General features: G+C 71.4%; 19 protein-coding genes, 1 pseudogene and 1 riboswitch. Of the genes and pseudogenes, 13 read left to right on the top strand and 7 right to left on the bottom strand.

Features of this window, described 5'->3' with window-relative positions; all coding sequences use genetic code 11:
- Positions 1-34: 34 nt before the first annotated feature.
- Complete coding sequence (locus tag AC507J_RS01405; RefSeq protein ID WP_496287366.1) at positions 35-1,516, top strand: ATP-binding protein; 1,482 nt, start codon at positions 35-37, stop codon at positions 1,514-1,516.
- A 22-nt stretch (positions 1,517-1,538) separates the two neighbouring features.
- On the opposite strand, the gene AC507J_RS01400 is transcribed toward AC507J_RS01405, so the two are convergent.
- A complete protein-coding gene (locus AC507J_RS01400; protein ID WP_496287185.1) occupies positions 1,539-2,027 on the bottom strand; it encodes a MarR family winged helix-turn-helix transcriptional regulator in 489 nt (162 codons plus the stop codon).
- Positions 2,028-2,090: 63 nt separating this feature from the next.
- Between AC507J_RS01400 and AC507J_RS01395 the strand changes: the two genes are divergently transcribed.
- Positions 2,091-2,651, top strand: a complete 561-nt coding sequence (locus tag AC507J_RS01395) for a carboxymuconolactone decarboxylase family protein (RefSeq protein ID WP_496287184.1) — start codon at positions 2,091-2,093, stop codon at positions 2,649-2,651.
- 3 nt (positions 2,652-2,654) lie between these two features.
- On the opposite strand, the gene AC507J_RS01390 is transcribed toward AC507J_RS01395, so the two are convergent.
- A complete protein-coding gene (locus tag AC507J_RS01390) occupies positions 2,655-3,539 on the bottom strand; it encodes an alpha/beta fold hydrolase (RefSeq protein WP_496287183.1) in 885 nt (294 codons plus the stop codon).
- Between the two features lie 172 nt (positions 3,540-3,711).
- Here AC507J_RS01390 and AC507J_RS01385 point away from each other — a divergent pair, with 172 nt between their 5' ends.
- The 3 genes and pseudogenes from AC507J_RS01385 (at position 3,712) to AC507J_RS01375 (ending at position 6,836) form a co-directional block, all read left to right on the top strand.
- Positions 3,712-5,172 (top strand): menaquinone biosynthesis decarboxylase, encoded by a 1,461-nt coding sequence (locus AC507J_RS01385; RefSeq protein WP_496287182.1) that lies wholly within the window; start codon positions 3,712-3,714, stop codon positions 5,170-5,172.
- Positions 5,173-5,297: 125 nt separating this feature from the next.
- A pseudogene (gene mqnP, locus AC507J_RS01380) lies at positions 5,298-6,191 on the top strand (menaquinone biosynthesis prenyltransferase MqnP); the annotation flags it as partial.
- Between the two features lie 15 nt (positions 6,192-6,206).
- A complete protein-coding gene (locus tag AC507J_RS01375; protein WP_496287181.1) occupies positions 6,207-6,836 on the top strand; it encodes a UbiX family flavin prenyltransferase in 630 nt (209 codons plus the stop codon).
- 97 nt (positions 6,837-6,933) lie between these two features.
- Here AC507J_RS01375 and AC507J_RS01370 read toward each other — a convergent pair whose 3' ends face one another.
- Positions 6,934-7,200 (bottom strand): BldC family transcriptional regulator, encoded by a 267-nt coding sequence (locus AC507J_RS01370; protein WP_111245928.1) that lies wholly within the window; start codon positions 7,198-7,200, stop codon positions 6,934-6,936.
- Positions 7,201-7,469: 269 nt separating this feature from the next.
- On the opposite strand from AC507J_RS01370, the gene AC507J_RS01365 reads away from it, so the two are divergent.
- Together AC507J_RS01365 and cds1 are read left to right on the top strand one after the other, a co-directional pair.
- Positions 7,470-7,928, top strand: coding sequence for an Lrp/AsnC family transcriptional regulator (locus AC507J_RS01365; RefSeq protein ID WP_496287180.1), 459 nt, complete (start codon positions 7,470-7,472; stop codon positions 7,926-7,928).
- Between the two features lie 21 nt (positions 7,929-7,949).
- Positions 7,950-9,041 (top strand): L-cysteine desulfhydrase Cds1, encoded by a 1,092-nt coding sequence (gene cds1 / locus AC507J_RS01360; protein WP_496287179.1) that lies wholly within the window; start codon positions 7,950-7,952, stop codon positions 9,039-9,041.
- Positions 9,042-9,122: 81 nt separating this feature from the next.
- Here cds1 and AC507J_RS01355 read toward each other — a convergent pair whose 3' ends face one another.
- From AC507J_RS01355 to AC507J_RS01345, 3 genes are all read right to left on the bottom strand, one after another.
- Positions 9,123-9,749: a putative glycolipid-binding domain-containing protein gene (locus AC507J_RS01355; RefSeq protein ID WP_496287178.1), complete on the bottom strand. Its 627-nt coding sequence runs from the start codon at positions 9,747-9,749 to the stop codon at positions 9,123-9,125.
- Positions 9,750-9,818: 69 nt separating this feature from the next.
- Positions 9,819-11,417, bottom strand: coding sequence for a DEAD/DEAH box helicase (locus AC507J_RS01350; protein WP_496287177.1), 1,599 nt, complete (start codon positions 11,415-11,417; stop codon positions 9,819-9,821).
- A gap of 223 nt (positions 11,418-11,640) precedes the next feature.
- Positions 11,641-11,997 (bottom strand): hypothetical protein, encoded by a 357-nt coding sequence (locus tag AC507J_RS01345; protein WP_496287176.1) that lies wholly within the window; start codon positions 11,995-11,997, stop codon positions 11,641-11,643.
- A 25-nt stretch (positions 11,998-12,022) separates the two neighbouring features.
- On the opposite strand from AC507J_RS01345, the gene AC507J_RS01340 reads away from it, so the two are divergent.
- A complete protein-coding gene (locus tag AC507J_RS01340) occupies positions 12,023-12,463 on the top strand; it encodes a hypothetical protein (protein WP_496287175.1) in 441 nt (146 codons plus the stop codon).
- A 748-nt stretch (positions 12,464-13,211) separates the two neighbouring features.
- Here the strand turns inward: AC507J_RS01340 and AC507J_RS01335 are convergent.
- Entirely contained in the window at positions 13,212-14,741 is a 1,530-nt protein-coding gene (locus AC507J_RS01335) for a C40 family peptidase (protein ID WP_496287174.1), read from the bottom strand.
- Between the two features lie 277 nt (positions 14,742-15,018).
- On the opposite strand from AC507J_RS01335, the gene mqnE reads away from it, so the two are divergent.
- The 5 genes from mqnE to AC507J_RS01310 all read left to right on the top strand — a co-directional run bounded on the left by mqnE (position 15,019) and on the right by AC507J_RS01310 (position 19,864).
- Positions 15,019-16,188: an aminofutalosine synthase MqnE gene (gene mqnE, locus AC507J_RS01330; RefSeq protein ID WP_496287173.1), complete on the top strand. Its 1,170-nt coding sequence runs from the start codon at positions 15,019-15,021 to the stop codon at positions 16,186-16,188.
- A 206-nt stretch (positions 16,189-16,394) separates the two neighbouring features.
- Positions 16,395-16,868, top strand: a complete 474-nt coding sequence (locus tag AC507J_RS01325) for a hypothetical protein (RefSeq protein ID WP_496287172.1) — start codon at positions 16,395-16,397, stop codon at positions 16,866-16,868.
- A 58-nt stretch (positions 16,869-16,926) separates the two neighbouring features.
- Positions 16,927-17,352 (top strand): hypothetical protein, encoded by a 426-nt coding sequence (locus tag AC507J_RS01320; protein ID WP_496287171.1) that lies wholly within the window; start codon positions 16,927-16,929, stop codon positions 17,350-17,352.
- Between the two features lie 110 nt (positions 17,353-17,462).
- Complete coding sequence (locus tag AC507J_RS01315; protein WP_496287170.1) at positions 17,463-17,789, top strand: DUF4229 domain-containing protein; 327 nt, start codon at positions 17,463-17,465, stop codon at positions 17,787-17,789.
- A 197-nt stretch (positions 17,790-17,986) separates the two neighbouring features.
- The gene (locus AC507J_RS01310; protein ID WP_496287169.1) at positions 17,987-19,864 is read left to right on the top strand and encodes a M14 family metallopeptidase; all 1,878 of its coding nucleotides are present in this window, start codon (positions 17,987-17,989) and stop codon (positions 19,862-19,864) included.
- Between the two features lie 216 nt (positions 19,865-20,080).
- Positions 20,081-20,140: riboswitch (cobalamin riboswitch) on the top strand.
- The last annotated feature ends 69 nt before the right edge of the window (positions 20,141-20,209 follow it).

The raw sequence follows: 20,209 nt of genomic DNA, 5'->3' as shown, positions 1-20,209 counted from the left end.
ATAAGAACTGTAGTTATATATCTTGCGGGTGACGATGGACCTGATCAAGCCTCCCGAGATCTTCGACCGGGATGCCGAGTGGGCCGAACTCGTCCGGTTCGCCGCCGACGAGCGCCCGGGTGCCACGCTGGGCGTGGTCAGCGGACGTCGTCGGCAGGGCAAGACCCTGCTGCTGTACGAGTTGGCCCGCGCCACCGGTGGCTTCTACTTCGGTGCCACTGAAGCGACACCGACCGAATCGTTGCGGCGGCTCGGTGAAGCGCTCGGCCGCTACACGAACGCCCCCGGCCCGGTGCACCTGGCGGACTGGTCGAGCGCCGTCGACGCGTTGCTCGCCCTAGGTCGGGAACGGTCGCTTCCGGTGGTGGTCGACGAGTTTCCCTACCTGGCCCGAGCAAGCCGCGACCTGCCGTCGGTGATCCAGCACGCGCTCACGCCCGGCCGCACCGAGCGCACCCACTCCCGGGCCCGTTTGCTGTTGTGCGGCTCGGCGCTCTCCTTCATGGGCGGGTTGCTGGCCGGTTCCGCTCCGCTGCGCGGGCGGGCCGGGCTCGAACTGCCCGTGGCGCCGTTCGACTACCGGACGGCGGCGGCATTCTGGGGAATCGAAGATCCATCGCTCGCCGCACGGGTCTTTGCCATCGTCGGTGGTACCCCCGCCTACCGGCGCGAGTACGTCCAGGACGACGCGCCCGAGGGGCCGGAAGACTTCGACGACTGGGTGGCTCGAGCCGTGCTGAACCCGGCCCGCCCGCTGTTCCGGGAGGCGCGCTATCTGCTCGCCGAGGATCCGGACCTGCGGGACACGGCGCTCTACCACTCCGTCCTCGCGGCGGTGGCCGAGGGAAATGGCACGCGAGGCGGGATCGCCAGCTTCATCGGACGCAAGACCACCGACCTGCATCACCCGCTGACCGTGCTCGAGGACGCCGGTCTCCTGATCCGAGAGCCCGATCCGCTCCGCACCGGCCGTAGCCGGTACCGCATCGCCGAGCCGCTCATCACGTTCTATCAGGCCATCATGCGGCCGGCGTGGACGGCGTTGGAGCAGCGGCGAGGAGCGGACGTCTGGCGAAGGTCCCAACGGCGGTACGCCAGCGCCGTGCTCGGTCCGTCGTTCGAGGAAATCGTCAGGCAGTGGACGGTTCGTTTCGCCGCTGTGGAGACGCTCGGCGGCATCGTCGCTGACGCGAGCCCCGCCGTCCTCACCGATCCGGGCAGCCGGACGAGTCTGGAACTCGACCTCGTCGCGCTCGGCGAGCCGCCACTCGGCGACGGACCCCGCCCACTGCTCGCCATCGGTGAGGTCAAGTGGGGTCGCACCCTCGGCGTCGCCGAGCTGGATCGGCTGGCCAGGGCACGGGAGTTGCTCGTCGCTCGTCCTGGCCTGGACGCCCGGCACACCCGGTTGCTGCTCGCCAGCGGCGCAGGCTTCTCCGATGACCTCCGTACGGCCAGCCGCGACCGGTCCGACGTGATTCTGGTCGACCCGACGCGCCTCTATTCCGGCGACTGACCGACTGTTGCACCGGAGCTGGTCAGCCGGCGAACCAGCCGGGTACGTCGAGCCGGAACCAGTTGGCGGGGGTGACGGCACGCAGGTCGTCCTCCATCGCGGCCACCCGTTCGGCGCCGAGCACCTCCACCCAGCGTTGCCGCAGCTCGTCGAAGATGGCCGCCGACCGGCGCAGGCCGTCGAGGCCGTGCGGGGTCGGCCGGACCAGCTTGCGCCGCGCGTCGCGCGGGTCGTCGGCGCGTTCCAGGTAGCCGAGGGCGACCAGCCGGTCCACCGTCTTGCCGGCGGCCTGCTTGGAGACTCCGAGCCGATGGCCCAGCTCGGAGGCGGTGATGCCGTCGACGCCGACGGCCTGGAGCACGAAGCCGTGCAGTGGACGCAGCTCCGCGTGGCCCTGCCGGGCCAGTTCGGCGTGCAGGTCGTCGATGAGCGTACGGAAACCGGCCAGCAGCAGTAGCGGCAGCAGGAAGCCGGGGGGCTGCGGAGCAGGCTGGGGCTCAGGCGTTGCCAATTTCGACAACCTCGTTTACCTTTTGGTCAACCACGTTGACCAATCTACGTCGAGGAGCACGTCTTGTCCAAGCACGTCTTCACCATCCACACCATCGACACCGCCCCGGAGGCCGCCCGGGCCACCATGAACGGCGTACGCCGCGCGCTCGGCCACCTGCCTGAGGCGGTCGGCCTGATGGCCGAGTCCCCGGAACTGCTCAAGGGGTTCCTGACCGCGAACGGTAGCTACGAGAGCTGCGGGCTCGACCCGGTCGAGCGGGAGGTCGTGGTGCTCACGGTCGCCGGTCGAAACGAGTGTCACCTCTGTGTCGCCATGCACACCGCCACCATGACCGGGCGCGGCGACGCACCGGAGCTGATCGACGCACTGCGCGCCGGTGCGCCCCTGCCCGACGAACGACTGGAGGCGCTGCGACGCTTCACCCTCGCCGTACTCGATCACCGGGGCGCGGTGCCCGACGCGGAGCTCTCCGCCTTCCTGGCAGCCGGCTACCAGCCCCGGCACGCGCTGGACGTGGTGCTCGGCGTCGGCACGTACACCATCTCCACCTTCGCCAACCGGCTGACCCGGGCGCCGCTGGATCCGCCCCTGGCCCCGTACGCCTGGCAGCCGGCCGCGTGACTGTCAGGAAGAGGTACTTCCGCTCAGGAAGGGGAGCAGCAGGGCGGTGAGTTCCGCCGGTTGCTCTTCGAAGAGCCAGTGGCCGCTGTCCTCGACGACCTCGCTGGTCACCACGTCGGCGTACCGGCTGACCTGCTCGGCCACCTGGCGGCCGAGGCTCGCCTGCGCGCCGATGGCGAGCACCGGCATGGCCAGCTTCGACTTCCGGTACTCGGCGTTGTCGGCGATGTCCTGCCTGAACGCACGGAAACACTCGAAGCTCGCCCGCCGGTGGGCCTCGTCGCGCAGGTGCCGGGCGTACTCCTCGATGTCCGCCGCGTCGAGGCTGCCCTTGCGGATCATCAGCGAGTCGGTGAACCGGTCGACCCAGAGCGCCTCGCGGCCGGCGACGAGTTGCTCCGGCAGGCCGTTGGTCAAGCTGAAGAAGCCGAAGTTCCACACCCCGGGGCCGGCGGCCGTCAGCGCCGGGAAGGTGTAGATGCTCTCGTCGGGGATCGGCGCCTCGCTGAGCACCAGCCGGCTCACCCGCTCTGGGTGGGCTGCGGCGTACGCGTACGCGACCATGGTCCCGACGTCGTGGCCGACCAGCCGGAGGTCGCGGTCCAGGCCCAGGCTGGTGAGCAGCCCGTGCAGGTCGGCGGCGAGGGTCTTCTTGTCGTAGCCGTCGGGCGGGGCGTCGCTGCCGCCGAAGCCCCGTAGGTGCGGCGCGATCACCTCGAATGACCGCCTGAGCTCCGGCAGTACGTGACGCCACATGTACCAGGACTGCGGATAACCATGCAGCAGCACCAGCGTGGGGCCGCTGCCGTCCCGGACGTGGTTGACGGCGACCTCGCCGACCTGTGTCCGCTGCTCGGAGAAGCCCGCCGGAACCCTGCCGTCGCCCATCGCTGTTCCTTCGCCCGGTTGGGCGCTCGACTACCCAGCCGACCTGCTTCCATGCCGCTGGGTGTTAAGAGGGGGCCCCTGCTCTACCGGAGGCGTTAAGAAGGGGCCCTTCCTTTCACGTCACAGCACCCGGCGTGGGCGGGGTGGTGGAGCGTGGGGGAGACTTGCTGGCATGGCGGCTCGTGGGTTCCCGTACACCGACCTCAAGGACTTCCTGGCGACGCTTGAGCGCGAGGGCGAACTACGCCGCGTCGGCGTGCCGGTCGACCCGACGCTGGAGATCAGCGAGATCGTCACCCGGACGGTCCGGGCCGACGGCCCGGCGCTGCTCTTCGAGCGGCCCACCCGGGGCGAGATGCCGGTGGCGATCAACCTCTTCGGCACCGAGAAGCGCACCGCGATGGCGCTCGGCGTCGAGTCGCTTGACGAGATCGGCAACCGGATCGGCGAGATGCTCAAACCGGAGCTGCCTGTGGGTTTCTCCGGCATGATGGGCGGCCTCGGCAAGGTGATGCAGCTCAAGTCGATGCCGCCCAAGAAGGTCAAGACCGCCCCGTGCCAGCAGGTGGTCTACCGGGGTGACGACGTCGACCTGAACCGGCTGCCCGGCCTCCAGGTGTGGCCCGGGGACGGCGGAATCTTCCACAATTTCGGGCTGACCCACACCAAGCACCCGGAGACCGGCAAGCGCAACCTCGGGCTGTACCGGCTCCAGCAGCACAGCCACAACACCCTCGGCATGCACTGGCAGATCCACAAGAACTCCACCGCGCACCACGCCGTGGCTGAGCGGCTCGGCCAGCGACTGCCGGTCGCCATCGCCATCGGCTGCGACCCGGTGGTCGGCTACGCGTCCAGCGCGCCGCTCCCGGCCGACATCGACGAATACCTGTTCGCCGGGTTCCTGCGCGGCGAGCGGGTGGAGATGGTCGACTGCCTGACCGTGCCGTTGCAGGTGCCGGCGCACGCCCAGGTGGTGCTGGAGGGCTACCTGGAGCCGGGCGAGCGACTGCCGGAGGGCCCGTTCGGCGACCACACCGGCTTCTACACCCCGGTTGAGCCGTTCCCGGTGCTGCACGTCGAGGCGATGACCATGCAGCGCGACCCGGTGTACCACTCGATCGTCACCTCGAAGCCGCCGCAGGAGGACCACGGCCTCGGCAAGGCCACCGAGCGGATCTTCGCGCCGCTGCTGCGCTTCCTCATCCCGGACATCGTCGACTACGACCTGCCCTCCGCCGGGGTCTTCCACAACTGCGCGATCGTCTCGATCCGGAAGCGCTACCCGAAGCACGCGCAGAAGGTGATGAACGCCATCTGGGGCGCGCACATGATGTCGCTTACCAAGCTGATCGTGATCGTCGACGAGGACTGCGACGTGCACGACTACCGCGAGGTCGCCTTCCGCGCCTTCGGCAACGTCGACTACGCCCGTGACCTGCTGCTCACCGAGGGGCCGGTGGATCACCTCGACCACTCGTCGTACCAGCAGTTCTGGGGTGGCAAGGCGGGCATCGACGCCACCCGCAAGCTGCCCAGCGAGGGCTACACCCGCGGCTGGCCGGAGGAGATGACGATGTCCCCCGAGGTCGTCTCCCTGGTCGACAAGCGCTGGAAGGAATACGGCCTCTAATGGCATCCCCCGCCGACAACTCCCGCGATCATGCCGACAGCTCCCGCGATCATGCCGACAGCTCCCGCGATCATGCACTTTCGGTCGCGGATTCGCCCGCTTCATCCGGCTCTGTCCCGACGGAGAGTGCAAGATCGCGGGGGCGGGTGGGGGCGTTCCTGAGGCTTGTGGCGATCGAGCACTCGGTGTTCGCGTTGCCGTTCGCGTACCTGTCGGCGTTGACCGCGATGTCGGTGAACGGGGGGCGGGTGCGCTGGGGCGACCTGCTGCTGATCACGGTGGCGATGGTGGGGGCGCGGACGTTCGCGATGGCCGCCAACCGGATCCTGGACCGGCGGATCGATGCGCGGAACCCGCGTACGGCCAACCGGGAGCTGGTCACCGGGGCGGTGAGCCTGCGCACGGCCTGGACCGGCGCGGGCGTCGCGCTGGCGGTCTTCCTGGCCGCCGCCGCCCTGCTCAACCCGCTCTGCCTGGCGCTCGCGCCGCTGGCCGTGGTGCCGCTGATCGTCTACCCGTACGGCAAGCGGTTCACCAACTGGCCGCACGCCATCCTGGCGATCGCCCAGATGGTCGGTCCGGTCGGCGCCTGGCTGGCGGTGACCGGCACGTTTGCCGGCTCCGGGCCGGCCTGGCTGCTCGGCGCCGCCGTCGGCCTCTGGATCGGCGGCTTCGACCTGATCTACGCCTGCCAGGACGCCGAGGTGGATCGGAAGATCGGCGTGCACAGCGTGCCGGCCCGGTACGGCCTGCCCTTCGCCCTGCACGCCTCGACCGTCGCGCACGTGGTGACCTTCGCGTTGTTCCTCTGGTTCGGTGTGCTGGTCGGCTTCGGCTGGCTCTGGTGGATCGGCCTGGCGCTTACCGCGGTCGCCTTCGGCTACCAGCACCTGGTGGTCACGCCGACCGACCTGAGCCGGGTCAACCGGGCGTTCTTCACCGCGAACGGCTTCGTCGGCATCGCACTGTTCCTCTTCGCCCTGTTCGACCTGGTCGTCCGGCTCGGCCTGCGACCGTAGAGGCAGACTGAGGCAATGCGCGAACCATGGGTGGTCGGGGTGTCCGGGGCCTCCGGCACGCCGTACGCGGCGGCCGTCGTCCGCGGCTTGCTCGACGCGGGTGCGGCGGTCGACCTGGTCGTCTCCCGGGCGGCCCGGTTGACCGTGCTCGACGAGACCGGACGGCCGTTCCGCGACGCGCACTGGGCCGAGGACCTGGCCGCCTGGCTCGGCCGCGACCTCGACGGCGCGGACGTACGACACTGGCCCGCCGGTGACCTGGCGGCCGGCCCGAGCAGCGGCTCCTATCCGGTACGCGGCATGGCGGTGGTACCGGCCAGCACGGCGGCCTGTGCCGGCATCGCCATCGGCCTGTCGAAGGACCTGCTCCAGCGGGCCGCCGAGGTGAACCTCAAGGAGCGCCGACGGGTGGTCGTGGTGCCCCGGGAGACGCCGGTTACCCGCAGCCACCTGGAGCATCTGATCGCGTTGCACGACGCCGGTGCGGTGGTGCTACCGGCCAGTCCCGGCTTCTACGGGGCGGGAGCCGCCGCCAGCGCGTCGCAGCTGGTGGACTTCGTGGCGGGCAAGGTGCTCGACGCGCTCGGCGTGCCGCACACCCTCTTCCAACGCTGGACCGGAACGTTGAACGCGGACCGGAGTTGACGGCCGGTAGTTGTCAGCCGCGGACCGGAGTTGACGGCCCGTCGACGTCGAACGCGGACCGGACCTGACGGCCGGTCCGCGTTCCGATCCGCACCACTCAGTACATGCCGGCGTTGGCCGGACCCGGGCCGGTCGAAGCGGCTGGACCCGCGTTTCGCGGCCGGCCCATCTCGTCCGCCTCTTCCAGCATGCCCTCCCCCTCGAGCAGGGCCCGCACCTCGGATTCCCGAAACCGGCGATGCCCTCCTGGAGTCCGGATGCTGCCGATCCGGCCCGCCGCCGCCCAGCGCGTCACAGTTTTCGGGTCTACCCGAAACAGCGCGGCGACCTCACCCGGTGTCAGCAGGCGATCTCCAGTGTCCACAGCCCCCTCCTCGCGTCGACGAAGCCCCCGGCTGAACACACTGCCCCCGGCCGGTGCGAGCCCAGAGCCGTCATGAGGGACGTATGGCAATTACAGCACCAGCGACCTGGCCTGTCCGCCAAACGCGAAAAACGCACTGAGTGGGAAGTTAGTAAATGGTACCGGCGCTCCGACCTCTCAACCCTGGGTATGCGAACTGTCACCCGCTGCCATGTTCAACGGATGCCGGAGTCCTGGTGTTACGCGGCGGCGACTAGGGTCTACAGTCCGTGGACGCCATCGACCTCACCCTCGTGGACCTGCTCCGCGGCAACGCCCGCCTCTCCTACGCCGAACTGGCCCGCCAGGTCGGTCTCTCCGCGCCGGCGGTGCACGAGCGGGTCGGCAAGTTGGAGGCCAGCGGAGTGATCCGCGCCTACCGGGCGGAGGTCGAGCCGGAGACGATCGGGCTGAACGTGACCGCCCTGATCAGCGTCGTGGAGGACTCCGGCGCGGACACCGACGACGTGCTGGAGGCGTTCCGCACGATCCCGGAGATCGAATCGTGCTACTTCATGGCCGGCGTCGAGTCGTTCCTGATCAAGGTCAGGGTGGGCACGATCGCCGAGTTGGAGCGGTTGATCGTACGGGTTAACCGCACGCCCGGCGTCGCCTCCACCCGGACCAGCATCGCCCTCTCCACCAAGTGGGAGAACCGGCCGCAGCCGGTGGCGCCGCCCTCCTCCTGAGCTGCTGCTACCTTCCTGAGCGTGACTCAGCTTGACCGCTTCGACGAGACCAGCCGACGGTGGGTGACCGAGGCCATCGCGGCCGTCGAGGCGGACGCGAACCGGTCGGCCGACACCCACCTGCTGCCGTTCCCGCTGCCCCGGCGGTGGGGCATCGACCTCTATCTGAAGGACGAGTCGGTCCACCCCACCGGCTCGCTGAAGCACCGGTTGGCCCGCTCGCTGTTCCTGTACGGGCTCTGCAACGGCTGGATCGGGCCGGACACCACTATCGTGGAGGCTTCCTCGGGGTCCACTGCGGTCTCCGAGGCGTACTTCGCCCGCATGCTGGGGCTGCCCTTCATCGCGGTGATGCCCGCCTCCACCTCGCCCGAGAAGATCGTCCAGATCGAGTTCCAGGGCGGCCGGTGCCACCTGGTGCAGGACCCGGCGAAGGTGGTGATCGAGGCCCGCTGGCTGGCCGAGGACACCGGTGGACACTTCATGGACCAGTTCACCTACGCCGAGCGGGCCACCGACTGGCGGGGCAACAACAACATCGCCGAGTCGATCTACGCGCAGCTCGCGCTGGAGCGCCATCCCGTACCGGCCTGGGTGGTGGTCGGCGCCGGCACCGGTGGCACCAGCGCCACCATCGGCAGGTACGTCCGCTACCGGCGGCTGCCCACCAAACTCTGCGTGGTTGACCCGGAGAACTCGGCGTTCTACCCCGCCTGGCAGGCGGCGGACTGGTCGGTGCGGACCGGCCAGGGCTCCCGGATTGAGGGGATCGGCCGCCCGGGTGTCGAGGCGTCGTTCCTGCCCTCGGTGGTGGACCGGATGGTGCAGGTGCCCGACGCCGCCTCGCTGGCCGCCATGCGGGCCGGCTCGGTGGTGCTGGGCCGGCGGGTGGGCGGGTCGACCGGCACCAACCTGTGGGGCGCGTTCGGGCTGATCGCCGAGTTGCTGGCCGCCGGCCGTACCGGCTCGGTGGTCACGTTGATCTGCGACGCGGGTGAGCGGTACGCCGACACGTACTTCGCCGACGAGTGGGTGGCCGCACAGGGTCTCGACCTCGACCCGTACCTGGCCACGATCGAGCGGTTCCTGGCCGACGGCAGCTGGCCGCTCTGATCCCGGCCGCTGTCGGCTGCTCGGCCGCCGTCGGCTACTCGTTCGCTGTCGCCCGCTCGTTCGCTGTCGGCCGCTCGTTTGCTATCGCCCTCGGGGCGCTGAGCGCTCCGCCAGGCCGGGGTAGTGGAGCACGTAACCGTCCGGGTCCACGTCGATGTCGGCGGTGAAGCTGCCGCTGGCGTACCGGAACCGGTGCGGCCCCAGCCCGGTGTAGACCTGCTCGGCGGGCAGCACCGTGAGGCTCGGCACCAGCACCCAGGCCACGTCGAGCCGGTGGCTGGTGTCGGCCGGCCCGGCGGTCAGGCCGAGCCGGCGCAGCGGCAACGTGTTGAACAGCGGCGAGCCACCCAGGTCCAGGTCGAGAGCGTCGGCCAGCCGGTCCGGGTCCTCGACGCCGGGCAACCCGGCCGGGGCGTGCCCGGCCGCGACCAGAGCGGCGTCCAGGTCGCCCTGCTCGGCGGCGGTCACCCGCCATCGCTGCGTCGCCCGTTCCAGGCGTACGCTGCGCCGCCACCCGGCTCCCTCGACCTCGACCTCCAACCGGACGCTTACCCACTGTGGGTCGGTCGCCAGGTGATAGCGGCAGGTGTAGGGAACCGGGTCGGCGGCCAACTGGGTGCCCTGCGCGATCAGCCCCTGGCCGTCGTCGACCAGGGCGTGTTCGGCGCCGGCGGTGTCGATCCGGGTCCACAGCAACGACTTCGGCATGAGCCGGACGTTACGCCACCCGGCCGGGGCGGACAGTGCATGCGAGCAAGGCCGCCCCGCAACGGGTGCTCAGTGGGTACGGGTACGCGGCCGTCCGCCGGCGCTGCGCCAGTCCTCGCGCGACCGGTCCTGCGGCCCCCGAGCGTCCGAGCGCTCGACCCGTTCTCCGTACCGCCGGTCGCCGCGGGCGTCCCCGTACCGGTCGCCGCGGGCGTGATCCCCGAACCGCCGTTCGCCGCGTGGCTGGTCGCCGTAGCGCCGTTCGCCGCGTGGCTGGTCGCCGTACCGTCGTTCGCCCCGAGGCTGGTCGCCGTACCGTCGTTCGCCGCTGGGCCGGTCTCCGCTGGGCCGGTCGCCGAAGCGACGCGGGCCACCCGGTCGGCCGGACCGGCGAGGCGCCTCAGGCTCCTCGCGTACCGGCACCCCGCTCGGCTCCCGCGCCCCGGTCAGCTCGGCCAGGGCCGGGTCGCCAGCGCGTACCCGAGCCTCCGCCGGCTGTACGCCGGCCTTCTCCAGCATGGCCAGGGTGGTGCGGCGCTGCTTCGGCAACACCAGGGTCGCCACCGCACCCGTCTCACCGGCGCGGGCGGTCCGGCCGGCCCGGTGCAGGTAGTCCTTCGGGTCCTTCGGCGGGTCGACGTGCAGCACCAGCGAGACCCCGTCGACGTGGATGCCCCGTGCCGCCACGTCGGTGGCGATCAGGACGTTGGTCCGTCCCTCACGGAACTCGGCCAGGGTGCGGGTACGCATCCGCTGGGTCTTGCCGCCGTGCAGCCCACCGGCACGTACGCCGACCGCGGCGAGCTGCGCGACGAGCCGGTCGACACCGAGCTGGGTACGGGCGAAGACGATGGTCCGGCCGGCGCGTGCGGCGATCGAGGCGGTCACCGGGAACTTGTCGCGCGGCGGGATGAGCAGCAGGTGGTGATCCATGGTGGACACCGCCGCGGTCGGCGGGGCGGTCGAGTGGGTGACCGGGTCGGTCATGAACCGCTGCACCAGCGCGTCCACGTCGGTGTCGAGAGTGGCCGAGAAGAGCAGCCGCTGCGCGTCCGCCGGGGTCTTGGCCAGCAGATCGGTGACCTCGGGCAGGAAGCCCATGTCGGCCATCTGGTCCGCCTCGTCGAGCACGGTGATCTCGACGTCGTCGAGGCGGCACACGCCCCGGGCGATCAGGTCGGCGAGCCGGCCCGGGGTCGCCACCACGATCTCCACACCGCGCCGTAGGGCATCGATCTGACGGTCGTACGGCACCCCGCCGACCGCGGTCTTCAGGAACACACCGACGGCCTTGCCCAGCGGCAACAGCGCGTCGTTCACCTGCATGGCGAGTTCCCGGGTGGGCACCAGGACGAGGGCCCGCGGATGCAGCGGCCGGGCTCGCTCGCCGTCGGCGATCCGGGCCAGCGTCGGCAGCCCGAAGGCGAGCGTCTTGCCGGAGCCGGTCTGCCCACGGCCCAGCACGTCCCGCCCCGCGAGGGCGTCCGGCACGGTGGCCCGCTGGATCTCGAACGGGGTGGTGATGCCCTGCCGGGCGAGCGCGCGGACCAGCGGCCGGGGCAGCCCAAGCGTCTCGAAGTTGATCGAGTCGTCGGCGGCAGTGGCGGCGGAGTCGTCGGTGCCGGCCGGCTGCGGGTCGGCGGGAAGGTCGAGGAGGAACGAGGGCATGCTGGATTCAGCGGAGGTGGTCAACAAATGCCTTTCGAGCGGGGCGCATCTTCGCGATGTCCCGCCACGGCATGGTGCCGTCGGATCTTCCGCAAGATCGCCCATGGGCGCACTTGGTCGCGCGCCGGGTCAGTGATCACCGACAAGTGTACGGCGATCTCCGCGCGCCCACCCGGGCCGCCCGGGGGTAGTGGGCGGACTCACCTCGTCCGGACACCTGCCGTCATCCGGGCAGAGCGCCGGCCACGCTGCTCAGCGCGTCCTTCGCGAGCAGCACGACCAGCACGCTGATGGTCACCAGCAGGCCGAGCGCGATGGCCATCACGATCATCACGCGAAGTGTGCTGGTGGAGCGCTCACTCGCGGTGTCCGCCCAACCCTGGGCCAGGATGTGACCGGTCAGTGACCCTGAGTTCTCCTCGCCGGCCGGAAAGGCCACGGTGGCGGAGCCCGCCACGTCGTCGTAGTACGCGCTCAGGTCGGACCCGCCGGGGCGCGATGCCGCCGGGCTGGCTCGGTCGCCCGGCGGCTGCCGCCGGTCACCCGGCTCCGGGGCCGATGCGGTTGCGGCCAGCCTCACATCGCCGGGCGAACCGGGCCCGGCGGTGACCGGTGCGCCTGCCGGCGGAAGCAGTCCCGGGCGGGACGACGGTCGGGGCACCGCCCCGGACGAGCTGGATGACGCCTGGTCGCGCCGCCCGGCGGAGGTGGTCGGCGGCGGCCAGACCGGCAACGCGGGCGCCGGTACGACCGGCGGCGCGCTGGCCGGCGGGGATACCGGTACGACCGGCGGCGCGCTGGCCGACGCGGGAACCTGTGCGACCGCAGCGCTGGCGCGGGGCGGAGCCGATCCGCCTGGTATCGCCCCAGCGGGCGGCGAGGTCGGTGCGCTGGCGGGTGGCGGAGGAAAGGGTGGCGCCGGCATCGGGCCGGGCGGTGGCGGCGGCGACGGCAGGGGTGGTCCCGGTGGCGGCGTGGGCGGACCCGGTACGGGGGGCGTGGGACGCGGGCCGGGTGGCGGCGCGGGCACCGGACCTGGCGGATAGGGCCCGGGTACCGGTGGCGTCGGTGCGGGCACCGGTGGTGTCGGTGCCGGTGGCGTCGGCCCGGGGACCGGCGGTGGTGCGGGTGTCGGTGCCGGCGGCGTCGGCCCGGGACCGGGTGGGGGTGGGGCGGGCGTGGGCTCCGGCTCGGGGGTGGAGGGCGTGGGCGGCTCGGTGGGCTCCGGCGGCGGGGTGGGCTCCGGCGGTTCCGGAGCGACCGGGGCCGACCGGTAGACGCCTGCCGGTTTACCGCCGGCCCCGGCGGCCTGCGCCTCGTCGACACTCACCCGACTCATCCCGGGCACCCGGACGCTGGCTCGAACGGCCTGTGCCGGGCCGTGGTCCCGCTCCCCGGGCGGCCCGGCCGCGCCACCGCTGCCCGACACCGTGGCCGACCCGACGCCCGTCGGGCGGACCTGGGCCCGCGCGGTAGTCGAATTGCTCCGCTCCGGGCCCTGCGGGGACGGAACAACCGGTGCGGCGGCCCGGTAGCGCGTCCCGGCCACGCCGGAAGTCGGGGTGGCAGCCGATCCAGGGTCGCCCGCCGGAGCCTCGTGCTCGGTCATTCTCGCCTCCGCGCCACGCTCGCACCCGGACCCGTACCGCCGGACCGGGAGTGCCTGAGTGACACCGTGCCACATTCCGATGGTGTCGCACACCCGGAGTGCCCACAGTGTCCCCGGGTGTATCCCGTCGGCGTCGGTCGGTGACCGATCAGCCCGCGAGGCGGACCCTGGGCCACGTGGGCCCGTCAGGGACCGCCGACAGTGGACGGGGTGGCCGACACGCTCTCCTCGGGAGTACGGCTGCTCGCCGCCGTGGTGGGGGCGGTGCTACTCGTGTCGTTGCTCGGCGACGAGCTGTCGGACGGGCTCGGCGGCGGCGTGGTGTGGGTCGGGCTCGGAGTGGGCGTGGGGGTGCGGGTCGGGCTCGGAGTGGGCGTCGGGGTGCGGGTCGGGCTCGGAGTCGGCGTCGTCGGCCGAGGGCTCGGAGTCGAAGTCGGCTTTGGCTTGGTGGTCGGCTTCGGAGTCGGCTTGGCCGTCGGCGACTGCGACGGGGTGGGCGAGGCCGACGGGGCCGGCACCGCACCGACCACCCGGGTCGCGGCGTAGAGCCGGGACCAGCTGGGGGTGGAGATCTTGACCACGTCACCACTGGTCGGAGCGTGGATCATCTTGCCGCCGCCGATGTACATCCCGACGTGGTGGATGCTCGTATGGCTGCTGCCCGAGGCGAAGAAGAGCAGGTCACCGGGGAGCAGGGCGGTCCGGGGCACGGTCCGGGAGCGGGTCGCCCAGTACTGGTCGCGGGAGACGCGCGGTAGCTGGTAGTAGCCCGCCGAGCGGTACGCCGCCAACATCAGCCCGGAGCAGTCGAACGAGTTGGGGCCTTCGGCTCCCCAGACGTACGGGTCGCCGAGCTGCTTACGGGCGTACGCGACCGCGGCCAGCGCCTTGGGATGCGCGGCGAGCCCGTTCGTCGTCGACTGGTCGAGGTATCCGGCACCGATCTGCTGCTCGGCACGCTCCTGCTGGCGGGCCAGCTCGACCAGCTGCGTGGAGTTCTCCTCGCGCAGCTTGAGCAGCTTCGCCTCTTCGTCCTTCAGCGCCTTCTGGGTGGCGGCGTACTGCTCCTGGACGCCCCGCAGTCGGGACTCGGCCGCCGCGTGCGCCTGGGTCGCCACCTGCTCGTCGGTGCGGGCACGGGCCAGTTCGCCGGCGGCCGGGCCGGTGGCGCCCTCGACCCGCTCGCCCAGATTGACCCGCCGCAGCAGATCCAGATGGCGCAGGTCGGCGGCGAAGCCGCCGGGCGGCAGGGCGGCGTCGACCTTGATGGCCTCGGCGGCGGCCTGGTCGGCGCGCTGCTGGGCCTGGGTGAGCGCGGCCTGGGCGAACTCCAGGTCACGCTCGGCGGTGCGGAGCTGGCTCTCCGCCTCGATGCGTTGCTGCTCCAGCTCGAGCAGGCGGGTGCCCAACTCACCGACCCGAGCCTCGGCGGCGAGGATCTGGGTCTCGAGGGCGCTGGCGCCGGTGGTGGTCGGCAGGGTCACCGTGCCCGGGGTGGCGGCGGGAGCGCCGCCGGGCAACTGGAGGGGGCCGGTAAGTACCGGGCGGGATCCGGTGTCGGGCACCGTGACGGGCACGCCCGGCTCGGCGTACGCCGGGGCGGCGAGGACGGCGCTGGCGACGGCGCTGACCAGGGCGGACCAGAGCATCGGTCGGAGCACCGGTGAGACCATCGGAGTCCTTCGCCGTCGTCGCCCGTGTCCGCTGTCGACCATTCCGCTCCCCGTCCGGCGAGTCGCACCGCGTCGTGGTGAACGCGGCTGTTCGGGCGCCGAGAGTGTCGTGCCCCACTCTGTTTACCGCACCCGCCCCCACGGTGTCGATGTCCGGAGGGGCAACAGCAGCTGAGAGTTGGCTGAGCCTCGCACACCGTTGACCTGACCTCGGCCCATCGGCTACGGACCGCGCTGTGAGCTGCCGCTGCGGTCGACGTAGGCTCGGGTGGCGACCGCGCTCCGGTCGCGACCGCAGTGGGAAGGGACGGGGCTTTCGATGGACGCCGGACTCAAGCGTGAGCTCGAAGCGAAGGTGTACGCGGGGGAGCGGTTGACCCGTGAGGACGGGATCGCCCTCTACGACAGCGACGACCTGACCTGGCTGGGCCGGCTGGCCCACCACAGGCGTACCGAGCTCAACGGCGACCGGGTCATGTTCAACGTCAACCGGCACCTCAACCTGACCAACGTGTGCAGCGCGAGCTGCGCGTACTGCTCGTTCCAGCGCAAGCCGGGCGAGAAGGACGCGTACACGATGCGCATCGACGAGGCGGTCCGCAAGGCCAAGGAGATGGAGGACGAGCAGCTAACCGAGCTGCACATCGTCAACGGCCTGCACCCCACGCTGCCCTGGCGCTACTACCCCAAGGTGCTGCGCGAGCTGAAGGCGGCGCTGCCGAAGGTCAAGCTCAAGGCGTTCACCGCGACCGAGGTGCAGTGGTTCGAGAAGATCAGCGGGCTCGGCGCCGACGAGATCCTCGACGAGTTGATGGACGCCGGCCTGGAATCGCTTACCGGCGGCGGCGCGGAGATCTTCGACTGGGAGGTCCGCCAGCACATCGTCGACCACGCCTGCCACTGGGAGGACTGGTCGCGCATCCACCGGCTGGCGCACAACAAGGGCATGAAGACCCCGTCGACCATGCTCTACGGCCACATCGAGGAGCCCCGGCACCGGGTCGACCACGTGCTGCGGCTGCGTGAGCTGCAGGACGAGACGGGCGGCTTCATGGTCTTCATCCCGCTGCGCTACCAGCACGACTTCGTCGACTCGGCGGACGGCAAGATCCGCAACCGGATCCAGGCCCGGACGACGATGGCCTCGCCGGCCGAGTCGTTGAAGACCTTCGCCGTCTCCCGGCTGCTGTTCGACAACGTGCCGCACGTCAAGTGCTTCTGGGTGATGCACGGGCTCTCGGTGGCCCAGTTGTCGCTCAACTTCGGCGTGGACGACCTGGACGGCTCGGTGGTGGAATACAAGATCACCCACGACGCCGACGCGTACGGGACGCCGAACACCATGCACCGGGACGACCTGCTGCACCTGATCTGGGACGCCGGTTTCCGTCCGGTCGAGCGGAACACCCGCTACGAGGTGGTGCGCGAGTACGACGCCGCGCCGAGCCTGGCGGAGCGCCGCGCCGAGCCGCAGCAGGTCTGGGCCTGAGCGTCGCCGCCGGCCGCCCGGGCGGATCTTGCCCGCCCTGACGGCCAGGTCGGGGGACCACCAGGCGATTGAGTTCGCCCGGTCCGCCCATCGCCTGCGCCGAAGATCGGCGGTACGGTGAGTGTCCGTTGATCTTCCTGGGTCCTGGTCGCGGCTGCTTCTGATCTCCGACGGTGGTCGTGACCCCGTAGGAGAGAAGGTTCGTGGTGCGCAGGACGCGGAACCGCAGTCGCGCGGCGGTGGTCGTCCCGGCAGCCGCAGCGCTTGCCGTCCTCTGGGTCGCGGGCGCCCAGGCGGCGACCGAACCCTCGTCGAGGGTGCCGGCCGCGATGACGCCCTCGGCGCCGTCCGACGCGGCATCGTCGAACCCGGGTTCGCTACGGATATCCGTCTCGATCGCCCCCACCCCGGCTCCCTCCGGCACCGCCGGGCCGACCACCTCGCCGTCGGCCACCGCCACACCGTCTCCGACCGTCTCGCCGTCTTCGACCGCCATACCGTCGGCAACCGCCGCGCCCACCGCCACCGGATCACCGCCGCCTCCCGTACCGTCGCCCGGGGGCGGGCTGCCGCGTACCGGAGTCGCATTCGGCGCCCTGGTGGCGGCCGGCGCGGCGCTCGTCGCTGCCGGCGCGGCGCTGCGGGCGATGGCGCGGCGGCGGGAGCTGCCGTCGGGGTGACCGGGGCGACCCGGCCGGCGAAGTGGTGCCGGCTGCGGTTCGCGTACCCTCGTCAGGGATGAACGAGCAGCGCAGCAGCACCTTTCCCCGCCGGGACGACGACGGCCGCATCCGGGCCCTGGGCGACCTGCTCGGCGTCGGGCTGGCCGGAGTGGTCATCGGGCTGCTGGTGCTGGTGCTCTTCGACGGGGTCTTCGCCTCGTTCGGGGCCGGTGACTTCGGTCAGGCCAACGGTTGGCTGGCGGTGATCCTGCCCGCCTGGATCTTCCTGGAGGAGTTCCGCGCCTGGGAGTTCGGTGCCGCCCGGCTGGTGGCCGGGCTGGTCGCCCTCGCGGTGGCGGTGGTCTCCGGGCTGTTGCTGGCCGGCGTGACCACCGGGCTGCCGCCGCTGTTGTCCGGCGGGGTGGCGGCGACGACGTTCACTGTGGTGTACGCGATGATCTGGTTCCCCGGGGTCCGCTGGCTGGTCAGCCGGACGGGCTGAGGCGGGACGGTCCGCCGGACGAGTCGGGCCCGGTGGGCTGGCACGGCAGGATGGAAAGGCCGTCGGCCGGACGGCGGAAAACGGAGTGACGACGTGAGCGAGGCGACGGCATGAGCGCGGCGGTCAAGTACACGCTGGGCCGGATCGGGCTGTTCGTGGTCGTGGTGGCCGCCCTCTGGCCGGTCGAGATGAACATCTTCCTGAAGCTGATGGTGGCGTTGCTGTTCTCCGCCGCTCTCTCGTTCTTCCTGCTCAAGCGCTGGCGTGACGAGATGGCCGAGGACATGGCCGCCGGTGCCGAGCGCCGCCGCTCGGAAAAGGAGCGGCTACGGGCCGCCCTGGCCGGTGACGACCAGGCCGTCGAAACCCCCGCCCCCGGCTCGGATGCCGACCAGCCCGGCAGCCGCTCCGGGCAGGAGCGCGGCCCCTCGGCGTGAGCCGCCCGGCAGCCGGTGTTCCGGCGCGGGCGCGCCCGCATCCGCGCCTGGCCGACCAGCGGGCCCGGAAACATGTCGCCGACGGGACGATCCGACTGGGATGAGCCCGGGAACGATCGATATTGATATGACCATGTGACCGGTGGTGGGCTGTCCACCACCGAGCGGGGGATCCCCGCGCCTCCAGGAGGTTGTCCATGGCCTTCCGTACCATCCCCGTCCGCCGCGCACTGGCGCTAATCGTCGCCGCCGGGCTCGGCCTGCTCGCCGTATCCGTACCACCGGTCTCCGCCCGCCCCGCCCCGGATCGGGACGAGCAGCCAGCCGCCGCGCCCTACCGGGTGCTCGGTCCGAGGACACTCGCCGACCGGACCGCGGTCGCCCGTACGGGCGCCGCGATCGACTACTCCGAGCACGGGGTGCTGCACGTCTCGGCCACCCGTGCCGAGGCCGCCGCCATCACCCGACTCGGGTTCCGGCTGGAGGAGATCGCCCCGCTGCCGACCGACCGGGGCCACGCCCACGGGGACGTCGGCACGTTGGCATTCCCGCCGGCCGACGCGAACTACCACGACTACGCCGAGATGATCGCCGTGGTCAACCAGGTGGTCGCGGACCATCCGGCGATCGCCCGCAAGATCAGCATCGGCAGCTCGTACGAGGGCCGGGACCTGGTGGCGGTGAAGATCTCCGACAACGTCGCCACCGACGAGAACGAACCGGAGATCCTCTTCAACTCGCAGCAGCACGCCCGCGAGCACCTGACCGTCGAGATGGCGATCTACCTGCTCAACCTCTTCACCGACAACTACGGCTCCGACTCCCGGATCACCAGCCTGGTCAACAACCGGGAGATCTGGATCGTGCCGACGGTCAACCCGGACGGCAGCGAGTACGACATCGCCACCGGCTCCTACCGGTCCTGGCGCAAGAACCGCCAACCCAACAGCGGATCCTCGTACGTCGGCACGGACCTGAACCGCAACTGGAGCTACAACTTCGGGTGCTGCGGCGGTTCGTCCGGCTCCACCTCCTCGGACACCTACCGGGGCCCGTCCGCCTTCTCGGCACCCGAGACGCAGGCGCTGCGCAACTTCGTGAACAGCCGGGTCGTCGGCGGCGTGCAGCAGATCAAGGCCAACATCGACTTCCACACCTACTCCGAGCTGGTGCTCTGGCCGTACGGCTACACCTACAACAACACCGCCCCCGGAATGACCGCCGACCAGTACAACACCTTCGCCACCCTCGGCCAGCAGATGGCGGCGACCAACGGCTTCACCCCGCAGCAGTCGAGCGACCTCTACATCACCGACGGCAGCAGCATCGACTGGATGTGGGCGACGCACGGCATCTGGGCGTACACCTTCGAGTTGTATCCGCGCTCGGCCTCCGGCGGCGGCTTCTACCCGCCCGACGAGGTGATCCCACAGCAGACCTCGCGCAACCGCGAGGCGGTGCTCATCCTCGCCGAGTACGCCGACTGCCCGTACCGGGCGATCGGCAAGCAGGCGCAGTACTGCGGCACCGGCGGTGGCACCACGGTCTGGTCCGACACCTTCGAGACCGCGACCGGCTGGACGATCAACCCCAACGGCACGGACACCGCGACCTCGGGTCAGTGGGAGCGGGGTGCCGCCCAGGCCACCAACTCCAGCGGCGCCAAGCAACTCGTCCCGTACGCCGGCAGCAACGACCTGGTGACCGGCCGGCTCGCCGGCAGCGCGGCGGGTGACTACGACGTGGACGGCGGGGTGACGAGCGCCAGGTCCCCGGCGATCACGCTGCCGTCGAGCGGCACGTTGACGCTCTCGCTGGCCTGGTACCTGGCGCACGGCTCGAACTCCTCGTCGGCCGACTACTTCCGGGTCAGCGTGGTGCACAGCGGCGGCACCACGGCACTGCTCACCCAGGCCGCTGCGGCCAGCAACCGCAACGGCGCGTGGACGGTGTCGAACCTCAACCTCACCCCGTACGCCGGACAGTCCGTCCGGATCCTGGTGGAGGCGGCCGACGCCTCGACGGCCAGCCTGGTCGAGGCGGCTGTGGACAACGTCACCATCACCGCATCCTGAGCCGACGGGGCCCCGTCACACCCCCTCGCGCGGGGCCCCGTCCCAGGAGCTAACCGGACAAAGAGCTGCTCCTCGGCTGCCACCCGGTGGCAGTCCCGCCCGCCTCCGGGTGGCAGCCGGGTCGCCGTCGAGGGGGTGCCGGCCGTCGACCGTGACCCTGCTCGCCGGGGCGTGGTCGAGGCGTGCGCTACGGTCTTACCGACCCGCCGCAGCGAAGCCGGTGTGAAACCGGCGCTGTCCCGCAACTGTGATGCCCCGCAACGGGGACGAGCCAGGTCGCCTGGGGCGCGGTCGCGAACCGCGCTCTCGAGGAAGGGCGCCTCGCGGACGGGTGCCCAGGCTCCC

This window comes from Micromonospora sp. PRAS1 (assembly GCF_059553435.1).
The sequence above is the reverse complement of the archived record's forward strand: the minus strand, read 5'-3'. Positions and strand labels throughout refer to the sequence as shown.